Raw genomic sequence first — 13,578 nt, forward strand, 5'->3', positions numbered from 1 at the left:
AGAGGCTAGGACTTTTGTCCCAGCCTCATTTTTTATATTTATTGACGAAACATTCTGTTTGCTGCGACTTGGATCTACAAAAGGATTAGTCAAAGTAAAGCAAGTCTTTGCTGGTTTCTGTAAAGAGTCCAAAGCCGTCTTTTGTGACATAGCCGCAGTCTTCGATACGGACTCCGACTTTACCTGGGATATAGATCCCAGGTTCGACTGAGAAGCACATGCCTTCTTCAAGCACCAGGTCATTTCCTTCCATAATAGAAGGGAATTCATGCACATCCATACCGATACCGTGTCCAAGGCGGTGGTTGAAGTATTCACCATAGCCAGCTTTTTCGATGACGCTCCGTGCAGCACGGTCAACGTCATGTGCGGTTACACCAGGTTTGATCATATCGATGGCTGCTTGTTGAGCTTCTAACGTCAAGTGGTAGATTTCTTTTTTGAAATCATCCGGTTTTCCAACCGCGACGGTACGGGTCATATCTGATGCATAACCATTGACCATACAGCCAAGGTCAAAGAGCAAGAGAGCATTGTTTTCGACTTTATTGCTTCCAGGAATTCCGTGTGGGTTAGCTGCATTATTCCCCGTCAAGACCATAGTTTCAAAGCTCATTTCATAGCCCAAGCGTTTGATGCCAAAGTCGATTTCTGCCACGATATCAGTTTCCGTTTTATCCAGTGAGATGGCGTCAAAACCCATATTGACAGCCTTATCTGCGTATTGACCGGCCACCAACATCTTTTGGATCTCATCAGCAGATTTGATCAAGCGCATGCGGTTAATCCGTGGTGTTAAGTTAGTAAATTCCGCTTTTTCAAAGACAGTGCGCAATCCATTGTACTTGGTCAGAATCAAGTTATCATATTCAAGTGCAACAGTTTTGGCATCTGGTTTAGCGATAGCCCCTTTAATCTTTTCCCAAGGGTTTTCAGAATCTACATAGCCAACTACTTGGAAATCGACAACTGCAGTCGCCCGTTCCACTTCAAGTGCAGGAACGAAGAGAAGGGGTTCGTGGTCTGTATAGACGAACAAGAAGAGTTGGCGTTCGTGGGGATCACTGTAAAATCCAGTCAGGTAATTGATCGTGACAGGATCAGATACAACAGCGACGTCTGTTTTTTCAGTTTCAAGAAATTCGACGATTTGATCTAATTTAGACATAATGCTACCTTCTTTCTATGGATCTATTTTGTCAAATTTTCCCCAAAAAAGCAAGAGTTTACAAAATTTTACCAAAATACTTGAAAGTGTTTACAATCCATGATAAAATAGGATTAATTAGAGAGTGAAAACGAAATTTTCAATAATGAAAGGAAATCTTATGAATACAGACGATACAGTAACGATTTATGATGTCGCCCGTGAAGCAGGGGTTTCAATGGCAACCGTTAGTCGTGTAGTGAATGGAAATAAGAACGTTAAAGAAAATACACGTAAAAAAGTTTTGGAAGTGATCGAACGCTTGGATTACCGTCCAAATGCTGTTGCGCGTGGTCTTGCTAGCAAGAAAACCACAACAGTCGGTGTTGTGATTCCAAACATCACGAATAGCTATTTCTCTACATTGGCTAAGGGGATCGATGACATTGCGGAAATGTACAAGTACAACATCGTCCTTGCAAATAGTGATGAAGACGATGACAAAGAAGTTTCAGTTGTGAACAACCTCTTTTCTAAACAAGTAGATGGGATCATTTTCATGGGCTATCATTTGACAGAAAAGATTCGTTCAGAGTTTTCACGCTCACGTACACCAGTGGTCCTTGCTGGAACTGTGGATGTTGAGCACCAATTACCAAGTGTCAATATCGACTACAAGCAAGCAACAGTGGATGCTGTTGCACAATTGGCAAAACACAACAAGAAAATTGCTTTTGTAAGTGGCCCATTGGTGGATGATATCAATGGAAAAATTCGTTTGTCAGGCTATAAGGAAGCTTTGAAAGCGAAAAAATTGAGCTATAGCGAAGGGCTTGTCTTTGAATCGAAATACCGTTATGATGAAGGTTACAACTTGGCAGAACGCATCATTGCGTCAAAAGCAACAGCTGCTTTTGTGACAGGTGATGAATTGGCTGCAGGTCTCTTGAATGGCTTGTCTGATCACGGTATCAAAGTACCAGAAGACTTTGAAATCATTACTAGTGATGATTCACAAGTAACACGTTACACGCGTCCAAATCTATCAACGATTGGCCAACCCTTGTATGACCTTGGTGCGATTAGTATGCGTATGTTGACCAAGATCATGCACAAAGAAGAGTTGGAAGAACGCGAAGTGTTGTTGTCTCATACGATCAACCAACGTGGAACGACGAAAAAATAAGGATTAGTAGACTAGAGTCTCGACTTGGGAAGACGTGTTTACTAGTCTGAGAGGTTAGAACAAAACTGTTCTAGCCTCTTTTTTATACTAGAAACAGGTAGAGACTTGCTGGGCACTCTTTATTTCGGTATAATAGAAGGTATGAAAGTTTTACTGTATTTAGAAGGAAAATCCGTATTACAAAAATCAGGAATTGGTCGAGCCTTGCAGCACCAAATGCATGCGCTTGATTTGGCTGGGATTCCGTATACGACAGATATTTTAGGGGATTATGATGTGGTGCATATCAATACCTATGGCCCACGGAGTTTCCTTTTGCTCCATGCAGCAAAACGTCGTGGAAAGAAAGTCATCATGCATGGTCATTCAACCCGTGAGGATTTTGAAAATTCCTTTATCGGGTCTAACTTTTTTGCGCCCTTGTTTGGAAAGTATTTGGCTCACATGTACCAAAAGGCAGACTATGTGATCACGCCATCTGAGTATTCCAAACATCTGATTCAGTCTTATGGGGTGACAACACCGATTATCGCGGTCTCCAATGGGATTGATTTGGAAAAATACAAGAAGGATCCGAAAAAAGAAGAAGTCTTTCGCAAGCATTTTAATATTCAAGAAGGCCAAAAGGTTGTTATCTGTGCGGGGCTTTATTTTAAACGCAAAGGGATTGAAGATTTCGTAGAAGTGGCCCGTCGCATGCCGGATGTGCGTTTTATTTGGCTTGGTTCTATCAATAAATGGATCATTCCGCGTAAGATTCGTCGCTTGGTGGAAAAGGATCATCCTAGTAATGTGGAATTCCCTGGCTATTTCAAGGGAGCGGTCTTCCAAGGGGCTATGACGGGTTCAGATGCTTTCTTCTTCCCATCTTATGAAGAAACGGAAGGAATCGTTGTTTTAGAAGCTTTGGCTAGTCATCAGCATACGGTCTTGCGGGACATTCCCGTATACAATGGCTGGATCGACGAGAGCTCATCTGAATTGTGCCACAATGTGGATGAATTTGTGGATTCCTTGAACAAGGTCTTGAACGGACAAGTAGATAAGCGGGAGGCTGGCTACAAGGTTGCTGAGAGTCGTTCGATCGACTTAGTGGCTCATCAATTGGTCGATGCCTATCAAACAGTTTTGGAGATGTAAGATGCGTGTAGGATTATTTACAGATACCTATTTCCCGCAAGTTTCGGGAGTGGCGACCAGCATTCGGACGCTCAAAACAGAATTAGAAAAATTGGGTCACACGGTCTTTATCTTTACGACAACGGATAAAGATGTGAACCGCTATGAAGATTGGCAGATTATTCGGATTCCAAGTGTGCCTTTCTTCGCCTTTAAGGACCGCCGCGTTGCTTATCGTGGTTTTTCAAAGGCACTTGCCATTGCCAAGCAATACCAGTTGGATATTATCCATACCCAGACTGAGTTTTCATTAGGCCTTTTGGGAGTTTGGATTGGACGCGAATTGCGGATTCCAGTCATTCATACCTACCATACTCAGTATGAGGACTATGTCCGATATATTGCGAGAGGCATGGTCATTCGCCCAAGTATGGTCAAATACATTGTGAGAAGTTATATGAATGATCTGGACGGCGTCATCTGCCCAAGCGAGATCGTCTATGACTTGCTCCAAAAGTACAAGGTCAAGGCAGAAAAACGCATTATTCCGACAGGGATTGATTTGGCCAAGTTTGACCGGCCAGAAATTACTCCGACAGAGACTGCAGCTCTTCGTGAAAAATATGAAGTAGCAGAAGATGAAACGCTTTTATTGAGCTTGTCGCGGGTCTCTTATGAAAAAAATATTCAGGCTGTTATTGCGGCCCTTCCAGACGTTCTAAAGGTCAATCAAAAAGTCAAGTTGATCGTTGCTGGGGATGGTCCTTATTTGGATGATTTGAAAAAACAAGCGGCGAAACTGGGGATTTCAGATGCGGTTGTCTTTACAGGGATGATCCCGCCAAATGAGACAGCACTCTACTATAAAGCGGCTGACTTCTTTATTTCAGCTTCAACGAGTGAGACGCAAGGGTTGACCTACTTAGAGAGTATTGCAAGTGGTACCCCGATCATCGCTCATGGCAATCCTTATCTCGATCATGTGATTGATGACCCTATGTTTGGAAAGCTCTTTTATGAAGAGAGCGATCTGGCGCAAGCAATTCTTGAAGCGATTGACGAGATGCCTGCAATCGATGAGACCAAGTGGGCAGAAAAGATTGATGATATTTCTGCAGCAACCTTTGGCCGTCGGGTCTACGAATTTTACTTGGATAAAATCATCTCTAAAGACTTTTCAAATGATTTGAATCCTGAGCAAAGTCGGGTCAAGCGGATGTCTAAGACCATTGTGAAAATCCCGACCAAGGTGATCGCTCTTCCGGTCAATGGATCTGTGAAGATGATGAAGGCTTCGGTCAAACAAGTGAAGAAAATCCGTAAAATCACACATTTCTTTGATTGAAAATGAAACTTTTTCTTGCAAAATTTTTCAATCGTGCTATAATAACTGACAGAGACATATCAAATCTAGGAAATCTGATAGAGAGCGCGTGGGGCTGGAAATCGCGTAGAGGATAGGTTTGGGACTACTCGTGATTCTTTTATGCAAACATAAAACGGTGGCTACGTTAGAGCCAATCAGAGGTGTCCCTCTTTTTTGAGGAACATAAATGAAGGTGGAACCACGTTGCGACGTCCTTTTGAGGAGGTCGCTTTTTTGTTTGGAGAATAGTTAATCGCAAAAAAGTGAAGATGGAGATTGATATGAAGAAAACATTGTTCTGGGTGATTGCCTGTATCTACTTTATAGTCTATGTATGGCTAATGAAAACTCTTAGTCTATGGGGTTCAACGTACATTGTTTTCTTTGCATTTATGGCATTTATCCCTCTTATACCATTTCTTGCTCCTTTTCTCGGTATCTTAATGTTTTTTAAGAAAAAGGAACTCGTGATAGCAGGATATCTTTTAAGTCTTACTGCTGGTATTTATCTATTCAACGCACTAAAAAGCTATCCGATAAGGATATACATGAGTAGTAAAACAATGACTGATGAGCAATATATGTCTTTAATCCTTTCCTTGGTAAGTTATTTACTAATTTCTACAGTTTGTTTTGTTTATAGAATGAAAATGTTAAAGCATCATTCAGTTAGATAAACAAATATAATTGTTCTTTATAACTGACCCTTTGCTATTTCTTCAAACCTCAATTTTAAATTACGATAAATTTTTAAGGAGAAAATCATGATTAAGATTACTTTCCCAGATGGCGCTGTTCGTGAATTCAAATCTGGCGTTACAACTTTTGAAATTGCCCAATCAATCAGCAATTCTTTGGCTAAAAAAGCTCTTGCTGGTAAATTCAACGGCAAATTGATTGACACAACTCGTGCCATCACCGAAGATGGAAGCATTGAAATCGTGACACCTGATCACGAAGACGCTCTTCCAATCTTGCGTCACTCAGCAGCTCACTTGTTTGCCCAAGCAGCTCGTCGCCTCTTCCCAGATATCCACTTGGGTGTTGGTCCAGCGATTGAAGATGGTTTCTACTACGATACAGACAACCAAGCTGGTCAAATCTCTAACGAAGACCTTCCTCGTATCGAAGAAGAAATGAAGAAAATCGTGAAAGAAAACTTCCCATCTATCCGTGAAGAAGTGACCAAGGATGAAGCGCGTGAAATCTTCAAAAATGATCCATACAAATTGGAATTGATCGAAGAACACTCAGAAGACGAAGGTGGTTTGACCATCTACCGTCAAGGTGAATACGTTGACCTTTGCCGTGGCCCACACGTCCCATCAACTGGTCGCATCCAAATCTTCCACCTTCTTAACGTTGCTGGTGCTTACTGGCGTGGGAATAGCGACAATGCGATGATGCAACGGATCTATGGTACCGCTTGGTTTGACAAGAAAGACTTGAAGAACTATCTCCAAATGCGTGAAGAAGCTAAAGAACGTGACCACCGTAAACTTGGTAAAGAGCTTGATTTGTTCATGATTTCTCAAGAAGTTGGTCAAGGTCTTCCATTCTGGTTGCCAAATGGTGCGACCATCCGTCGTGAGTTGGAACGCTACATCGTTGATAAAGAAGTAGCAGCAGGCTACCAACACGTCTACACTCCACCAATTGCTTCTGTAGAACTTTATAAAACTTCAGGTCACTGGGATCACTACCGCGAAGACATGTTCCCACCAATGGATATGGGGGATGGAGAAGAGTTTGTTCTTCGTCCAATGAACTGCCCTCACCACATTGAAGTCTACAAACACCATGTGCACTCTTACCGCGAATTGCCAATCCGTATCGCTGAAATCGGTATGATGCACCGTTATGAAAAATCTGGTGCCCTTACAGGACTTCAACGTGTGCGTGAAATGTCTCTGAATGATGGTCATACCTTTGTGGCTCCAGAACAAATCGAGGAAGAATTCAAGAAGATCCTTCAATTGATCATCGATGTGTATGAAGACTTTAACTTGACAGATTATCGTTTCCGCTTATCTTACCGTGATCCTGAAGACAAACACAAATACTTTGATAACGATGAAATGTGGGAAAATGCTCAACGCATGTTGAAAGCAGCCGTTGATGATATGGGTGTTGAGTACTATGAAGCTGAAGGGGAAGCAGCCTTCTACGGACCAAAATTGGATATCCAAGTGAAAACAGCTCTTGGTAAAGAAGAAACTCTTTCAACTATCCAATTGGACTTCTTGCTTCCAGAACGCTTTGATCTTCATTACATTGGAGCAGACGGGGAAGAACACCGTCCAGTCATGATCCACCGTGGGGTAATCTCAACCATGGAACGCTTTACTGCGATCTTGATTGAAAACTACAAGGGAGCTTTCCCAACCTGGCTTGCCCCTCACCAAGTAACTCTCATCCCAGTATCGAACGAAAAACACGTGGACTACGCTTGGGAAGTAGCTAAGAAACTTCGTGACCGTGGTGTCCGTGCCGATGTAGACGAACGCAATGAGAAAATGCAGTTCAAGATTCGTGCTTCTCAAACTCAAAAAATTCCTTACCAATTAATCGTTGGTGACAAGGAAATGGAAGAGCAGGCTGTAAACGTTCGACGTTATGGTCAAAAAGAAACAGAAGCCATGCCGGTAGATACATTTGTAGAATTGATTCTTGCAGATATTGCAAATAAATCTCGTGTTGAGAAATAAAACGATCACAGTCTGATAAATATTTTTTAGTAAGAAAAAGCAACAACTATTTCAGTTGTTGCTTTTTCTATTTTGTTTAACCTGAGCTAGTAGTGATCGGTCAAATCGCCACAAATAGTATCCTCATCAACAATCCTTTCTATCCATGAACTTTTGGATATAGGATATCCTCCCAAGATTTGCTTCCATGAGTTAGATAAGTTGACTATCCTCAATCCTTGTCTGCTTCATTTTCTTTTACGAGATCGTTTTGTGAATCTTTTTCAGAGAGTTTTTGATCGATATACTTGTCAATGTTTTCGTAAAATTCCTTGGTCGTCTCACTATCTAATTTTGTCGAATTATGGACTTGATTGACTTTCAATTGAACAGATTGAATACCGTAAGAGTCTTGTTTTTGGCGAATGGTTTCTAATTCTTCTTCTGAAATCGGATCTCCAACAACTGTCAAGACCAATTCATTGCTACTTGACTTGTAGACTTGATTAATGATCGTATGATTGGCAAACTCTTTTCCTACAAACTGTTTAATCCCTTCTTTTCGTGCTTGATCCATCGTCAGAGTGACTGCTGAATAGCTGGCTGGAAGAACCAATAATACAATCAAGGAGATCAACCCAATTCTCATTTTCATGTTTAGCTCTTTAAATGAACTTAAGGGAGATTGTCTCATCATAATTCTTGTTCCAACAATATTGATTAGCATGATAAAGACACAGTTGATCAAGAAAAGATAGAGAGCCCCAAATAAAAATCGTACATTTCCATTAGCTAAACCATAGCCTGCAGTGCAGATAGGTGGCATCAGAGCTGTTGCAATAGCTACTCCTGGCACGATATTGTTTGCTTCTTTTTTTCTTGAACCAATGACACCTGCTATCCCACCAGCAATAGCAATGAGAACATCCCAAATGGTTGGAGAGGTTCGTGCGATCAACTCGCTACTTGCATAAGACAAGGGAGAAATCCAGAAATACAGAGTCGAGACAAGCAAACTGACCAACACTTGAGTCAATAAAACCTCTAGAGATTGCTTGATTAAACGCGTATCAAAAATAGCTAAACCGAATCCCAGTCCAACAATCGGTGTCATAAGAGGGGAAATCAGCATGGCTCCAATAATAACAGCTGTTGAATTCATATTTAGACCTATAGAGGCAATAAAAATCGCACACATTAAAATTGCAGTATCTCTTAATCGAACATGAAGATCATCATATAATTTTTCACGGTATTCACGTGTTGAATAGTTTCCGGTCATTGGTTACTCCTTTTATTTCATATAATCTTGTTTCTGCATAGACGATGGTAGAGAGACCTCTGTCCAATCTTACATATTTTTAATTCTCACCTGTCATTCTTTTGAACATAATTTTTTAAATATCCATCAGTCCATCCTTGATATTATATCAAAAAGTTTACAGTCTTTCTCTGAAGAACTCAATCAATTTAAAAGATAGTGAAGGCAGAAATTTTTGTATCCTTATCCGAAGAAGAAAAACGATATCTCCTCTGAAAGTAGATACCGTTTTAATGTTTAAACATGATGAGTATGTAGCAGCAATCCTAGCTGATATCTCCAACAAATCCCGCGTTTCAAAATAATACAAAAAGAAAAGATTGAGATGTCATGATCTCAATCTTTTTGCTTTATCTTATTGGAAAGTCCAGCAATTGAGACTCCACATTTCTTCATAAGTTTGATATAATAAGAAGATAGAGATTGATAAGGAAAAGTAGCATTAGAAACAGGTATGTAAGATGAAAAAAATATTAGTAGTTGATGATGAAAAACCAATTTCAGATATTATCAAATTTAACATGGCAAAAGAAGGCTATGAGGTATTGACAGCCTTTGATGGTCGGGAAGCTTTAGAGGTCTTTGCAGCTGAAAATCCGGATATTATTATTCTTGATTTGATGTTGCCAGAGATTGATGGTTTGGAAGTGGCGCGTACGATTCGTAAGACTAGCAATGTGCCGATCATTGTCCTATCTGCTAAGGATACGGAATTTGATAAGGTCATCGGGCTTGAAATCGGGGCGGATGACTATGTCACCAAACCCTTCTCCAATCGAGAATTGCAAGCGCGTGTGAAAGCTTTGTTGCGTCGTTCTGAGTTTGCGGCTGATCCTCAGCTTGAAAATGATGCCGATACGGAAATTGTCATTGGTGATCTTCACATTCTTCCAGATGCCTTCTTGGTTCAAAAAGGCAACAAAGAATTGGACTTGACCCATCGCGAATTTGAATTGCTCTATCACCTTGCGACCCATGTCGGTCAAGTGATGACCCGTGAGCACCTTCTTGAGACGGTGTGGGGCTATGATTACTTTGGTGATGTTCGGACAGTGGACGTGACGGTTCGTCGTTTGCGTGAAAAAATCGAGGACACACCAGGACGTCCAGAATATATCTTGACCCGCCGTGGTGTCGGATATTATATGAGAAACAATGATTGATCAACTAAAACAATTTGTAATGTCGTCGAACTTTGTCTTTGTTCTGATTACGGTTGGGTTTATCATTGTGGTAGCCTTGCTTTTGCTAGAAAACCGTAGGGACAATATCAAGCTCAGACAATTAAACGCCAAAATTAAGGATCTGATTGCAGGGGACTATTCCGAAGTGGTTGACATGCAAGGAAGTCCAGAACTGACGGATATGACCAATAGTATCAATGATCTGTCTGAAGTTATTCGCCTGACGCATGAAAACTTGGAACAAGAAACCAAGCGTTTGACCAGTATCCTTTCTTACATGACAGACGGAGTGCTTGCGACCAATAGACGCGGTCAGATCATCATGGTCAATGAAATGGCAGCCAAGCAATTGAATGTTAATCCGGATGAGGTGCTCAATACCAGTATTCTGGATTTGCTTTCGCTTGGAGATGACTATGATCTGCGCAGCTTGATTACAGAAGTACCAGAGTTGACCATCGATTCCCAGGATGAAAATGGGGAATACATAAGTCTTCGTGTGCGCTTTGCCTTGATTCGTCGCGAGTCAGGTTTTATCTCTGGTCTGGTAGCTGTCTTGCACGATACGACAGAGCAGGACAAGGAAGAGCGGGAACGTCGCCTCTTTGTTTCCAATGTGAGTCATGAATTACGGACACCGTTGACCAGTGTGAAATCCTATCTGGAAGCCCTTGACGATGGCGCTTTGTCAGAGCCGGTAGCACCAGATTTTGTCAAAGTTTCACTCAATGAAACCAACCGCATGATGCGCATGGTCACAGATCTATTGAGTCTTTCTCGAATCGACAATGAAACCAGTCAGTTGGACATCGAGTTGACCAACTTTACGGCCTTTATCACCTTTATTTTGAACCGCTTTGATAAGATCAAGAGTCAATCGCAAGAAGATACTAAGAAGTATGAACTGATCCGGGAATACCCGATCACCCCGATCTGGGTTGAAATTGATACGGATAAAATGACCCAGGTGATCGACAATATCTTGAACAATGCCATCAAGTACTCACCTGATGGTGGAAAGATCAAGGTAGGGATGAAAACGACAGATGCCCAGTTGATTATCTCCATCTCAGATGAGGGCTTGGGAATTCCCAAGAAAGACTTGCCTCGCATTTTTGATCGCTTTTACCGAGTGGATAAGGCACGTAGCCGGGCCCAAGGAGGGACTGGTCTGGGCTTAGCCATTGCTAAGGAGATCGTTAAGCAACACAAAGGCTTTATTTGGGCCAAGAGTGAATATGGCAAGGGATCTACCTTTACCATTGTCTTGCCGTACGACAAAGACGCTATTAAAGACGACTGGGATACAGAAGAGGAAGAATAAGGAGTCAATGACAGAAGAGGGATTTAAGTATAGTATTTTAGCTTCAGGTTCTAGTGGGAATTCTTTCTACCTTGAGACGCCAAAGAAAAAACTGCTTATTGATGCAGGGCTATCAGGGAAAAAGATTACGGGACTATTGGCTGAAATTGATCGTAAACCAGAAGACTTAGATGCCATTTTGATTACGCACGAACACTCAGACCATATCCATGGTGTGGGTGTTTTAGCGCGGAAATATGGCATGGATCTATATGCTAATGAAGCGACTTGGAAGGCTATGGAAGGCACCAAGTATCTAGGAAAGGTCGATGATGCTCAAAAGCACATCTTTGAAATGGGGAAGACCAAGACATTTGGCGATATCGATATCGAAAGTTTTGGGGTCAGTCACGATGCTGCAGCCCCTCAATTCTATCGCTTTATGAAGGATGGCAAGAGCTTCGTCATGCTGACGGATACGGGCTATGTGAGTGATCGCTTGGCAGGCATCGTCGCGGATGCGGATGGCTATTTGATTGAGTCCAACCATGATGTAGAGATCCTTCGAGCAGGTTCTTATGCTTGGCGCTTGAAGCAGCGGATCTTGTCTGATTTAGGCCACCTTTCTAACGAAGATGGTGCAGATGCCATGATCCGAACCTTGGGAAATCGCACCAAGAAGATTTATCTTGGGCATTTGTCAAAAGAGAACAATATCAAAGAATTGGCCCATATGACCATGGAGAATCAACTGGCTCGAGCAGATCTAGCTGTCGGCCATGATTTTGAGGTGTTAGATACCTCGCCAGATACCGCGACCCCTTTGACGAAGATATAAAATAGAGAAAAGCAACTGTCATCTTGTTAGTTGCTTCCTTTTTTAAACATAGATGTAGGTTTTTTATTTTTTTGTTTACTGAAAAGGTTCGAAATTTGTATTGTGTGAAGGAGAAGTAAATGCGCCTTGTTTATCTTACGATTGGTTTTATGTCTTTGGGATTAGGAATTATTGGGATTCCATTACCGATTTTACCGACGACTCCCTTTTTACTGTTGTCTATGGCTTGCTTTGCTAAAAGTTCCAAACGCTTTGAAACTTGGCTCTACCAAACCAAGCTTTATCAAACCTATGTATCGGATTATCGAGAGACCAAATCGATTGCCAAAGAACGGAAAAAATGGATCCTTCTTCAGATCTACATCCTGATGGGCATTTCGATCTATCTGGCCCCGATTATTTGGGTGAAGCTTGCTTTAGGGGCTTTGACGATTTTTATCACCTTTTATCTCTTAAAAGTGATCCCTAATAAGCCTGAAAATCCAACAGACGAAGATCCTGATTAAAAATGGAGAAATCAGGCCCTAGAACTAGGAAAAGAAGTGCGTTCGTGCTTCTTTTTTTGTATAAAAGCAAAAACCCTTGTGTATCAAGGGTTTTGGTGCGTTGACTACGCTTCAAGAAATTTTAATAAGCGATCTACTTTAGGATTTTTAGTTTTCTATAAAAGGATCAACTCTTAAATATGATTAAAGTATATTTAAGAGTTGATCCATCTTTTATTAAATATCTCTTATTGTGATATGTATCTATTATATCATTGTTCTAACTCAGTTATCTTTTCTAACATTTCTTGTATATCCTTTTGCGTCTTGAAAGGATTATTTTTTATTTTCTTAACAAAGAGAATGAGTGTGATAATCAAAAAAATACAAGCGATAACAGGGTTAATGGTAAAGTATAAAAGGCTACAAAATGCAGATAATCCTACAGGAAAATACCAAGAAGAAGCTGGATATACCTTTGCCCCTCTATATGTATAAAGACCACGATTTGTTCGTTGGTAATTTATATTTCCTTTCTTAACACTGCTGAAAGCATCCACAGTGGTTTTGTTATATACCTTATTGTATATTGCACGTTTAGGATCTTTAATAAGGCCTGTCCCTTTTTGGCCGTATGTTGGAATGATTGCTCGTTTAACCTGTCTCTTTAATTTCGATGTTGTCCGAGCTTTTAAACTCTTTGAAAGACTGGGTTTTCTAACTCCTATTTTCATAGTAATACTCCTTATTATTATTTCAATCCCAAACTCTTTTGTTTTAATTATATCAAATAACGAAGGGGAATGAAATAATAACGAGGTAAAGAAATAAAATTCACTATAAGAAGTGGGCATTAAGTTGGTAAGATATAGAAATGCGAAAGTTGAAGAAACTTAAAATTCATGGAGCAAACTTACAAAACGTGGTATTCAACTTATTGGA

The 13,578-nt window shown here is 40.8% G+C and carries 12 protein-coding genes; 9 read left to right on the top strand and 3 right to left on the bottom strand.

Going from position 1 to position 13,578, the window contains the following annotated elements; all coding sequences use genetic code 11:
* Positions 1-85 precede the first annotated feature (85 nt).
* A complete protein-coding gene (locus HMPREF2686_RS06025; RefSeq protein ID WP_049483716.1) occupies positions 86-1,168 on the bottom strand; it encodes a M24 family metallopeptidase in 1,083 nt (360 codons plus the stop codon).
* A 160-nt stretch (positions 1,169-1,328) separates the two neighbouring features.
* On the opposite strand from HMPREF2686_RS06025, the gene ccpA reads away from it, so the two are divergent.
* The 5 genes from ccpA (at position 1,329) to thrS (ending at position 7,526) form a co-directional block, all read left to right on the top strand.
* Positions 1,329-2,333: a catabolite control protein A gene (gene ccpA, locus HMPREF2686_RS06030; RefSeq protein ID WP_049507478.1), complete on the top strand. Its 1,005-nt coding sequence runs from the start codon at positions 1,329-1,331 to the stop codon at positions 2,331-2,333.
* Between the two features lie 141 nt (positions 2,334-2,474).
* On the top strand, positions 2,475-3,473 hold the full coding sequence (locus HMPREF2686_RS06035; protein WP_070449700.1) for an LTA glycolipid anchor biosynthesis glycosyltransferase, IagA/BgsA family: 999 nt from the start codon (positions 2,475-2,477) through the stop codon (positions 3,471-3,473).
* Between the two features lies 1 nt (position 3,474).
* Positions 3,475-4,797 carry a glycosyltransferase family 4 protein gene (locus tag HMPREF2686_RS06040; RefSeq protein WP_070449703.1) on the top strand — a complete coding sequence of 441 codons (1,323 nt, stop codon included), beginning with the start codon at positions 3,475-3,477 and terminating at the stop codon, positions 4,795-4,797.
* 302 nt (positions 4,798-5,099) lie between these two features.
* Positions 5,100-5,495: a hypothetical protein gene (locus HMPREF2686_RS06045; protein WP_223345244.1), complete on the top strand. Its 396-nt coding sequence runs from the start codon at positions 5,100-5,102 to the stop codon at positions 5,493-5,495.
* 87 nt (positions 5,496-5,582) lie between these two features.
* Positions 5,583-7,526 (top strand): threonine--tRNA ligase, encoded by a 1,944-nt coding sequence (gene thrS / locus HMPREF2686_RS06050; protein ID WP_070449706.1) that lies wholly within the window; start codon positions 5,583-5,585, stop codon positions 7,524-7,526.
* Between the two features lie 211 nt (positions 7,527-7,737).
* Here thrS and HMPREF2686_RS06055 read toward each other — a convergent pair whose 3' ends face one another.
* A complete protein-coding gene (locus HMPREF2686_RS06055) occupies positions 7,738-8,787 on the bottom strand; it encodes a DUF389 domain-containing protein (RefSeq protein WP_070449709.1) in 1,050 nt (349 codons plus the stop codon).
* Between the two features lie 500 nt (positions 8,788-9,287).
* Between HMPREF2686_RS06055 and yycF the strand changes: the two genes are divergently transcribed.
* From yycF to HMPREF2686_RS06075, 4 genes are all read left to right on the top strand, one after another.
* Complete coding sequence (gene yycF / locus HMPREF2686_RS06060) at positions 9,288-9,989, top strand: response regulator YycF (protein WP_024054739.1); 702 nt, start codon at positions 9,288-9,290, stop codon at positions 9,987-9,989.
* Entirely contained in the window at positions 9,982-11,334 is a 1,353-nt protein-coding gene (gene vicK / locus HMPREF2686_RS06065) for a cell wall metabolism sensor histidine kinase VicK (RefSeq protein WP_003008150.1), read from the top strand. The genes yycF and vicK overlap by 8 nt, the downstream gene beginning before the upstream one ends.
* 7 nt (positions 11,335-11,341) lie before the next feature.
* Positions 11,342-12,151 carry an MBL fold metallo-hydrolase gene (locus tag HMPREF2686_RS06070; RefSeq protein ID WP_023918725.1) on the top strand — a complete coding sequence of 270 codons (810 nt, stop codon included), beginning with the start codon at positions 11,342-11,344 and terminating at the stop codon, positions 12,149-12,151.
* Positions 12,152-12,270: 119 nt separating this feature from the next.
* Positions 12,271-12,657, top strand: coding sequence for a YbaN family protein (locus tag HMPREF2686_RS06075; protein WP_070449711.1), 387 nt, complete (start codon positions 12,271-12,273; stop codon positions 12,655-12,657).
* 251 nt (positions 12,658-12,908) lie between these two features.
* Here the strand turns inward: HMPREF2686_RS06075 and HMPREF2686_RS10575 are convergent, their stop codons facing one another.
* A complete protein-coding gene (locus HMPREF2686_RS10575) occupies positions 12,909-13,370 on the bottom strand; it encodes a hypothetical protein (protein WP_024054733.1) in 462 nt (153 codons plus the stop codon).
* Positions 13,371-13,578: the final 208 nt, after the last annotated feature.

Source organism: Streptococcus sp. HMSC057G03 (assembly GCF_001808745.1).
Lineage (GTDB): Bacteria > Bacillota > Bacilli > Lactobacillales > Streptococcaceae > Streptococcus > Streptococcus parasanguinis_Z.

Coding starts and splice junctions, on each gene's coding strand:
- HMPREF2686_RS06025 (WP_049483716.1), bottom strand. CDS start 1,168: ATGTCTAAATTAGATCAAATCGTCGAATTTCTTGAAACTGAAAAAACA.
- ccpA (WP_049507478.1), top strand. CDS start 1,329: ATGAATACAGACGATACAGTAACGATTTATGATGTCGCCCGTGAAGCA.
- HMPREF2686_RS06035 (WP_070449700.1), top strand. CDS start 2,475: ATGAAAGTTTTACTGTATTTAGAAGGAAAATCCGTATTACAAAAATCA.
- HMPREF2686_RS06040 (WP_070449703.1), top strand. CDS start 3,475: ATGCGTGTAGGATTATTTACAGATACCTATTTCCCGCAAGTTTCGGGA.
- HMPREF2686_RS06045 (WP_223345244.1), top strand. CDS start 5,100: ATGAAGAAAACATTGTTCTGGGTGATTGCCTGTATCTACTTTATAGTC.
- thrS (WP_070449706.1), top strand. CDS start 5,583: ATGATTAAGATTACTTTCCCAGATGGCGCTGTTCGTGAATTCAAATCT.
- HMPREF2686_RS06055 (WP_070449709.1), bottom strand. CDS start 8,787: ATGACCGGAAACTATTCAACACGTGAATACCGTGAAAAATTATATGAT.
- yycF (WP_024054739.1), top strand. CDS start 9,288: ATGAAAAAAATATTAGTAGTTGATGATGAAAAACCAATTTCAGATATT.
- vicK (WP_003008150.1), top strand. CDS start 9,982: ATGATTGATCAACTAAAACAATTTGTAATGTCGTCGAACTTTGTCTTT.
- HMPREF2686_RS06070 (WP_023918725.1), top strand. CDS start 11,342: ATGACAGAAGAGGGATTTAAGTATAGTATTTTAGCTTCAGGTTCTAGT.
- HMPREF2686_RS06075 (WP_070449711.1), top strand. CDS start 12,271: ATGCGCCTTGTTTATCTTACGATTGGTTTTATGTCTTTGGGATTAGGA.
- HMPREF2686_RS10575 (WP_024054733.1), bottom strand. CDS start 13,370: ATGAAAATAGGAGTTAGAAAACCCAGTCTTTCAAAGAGTTTAAAAGCT.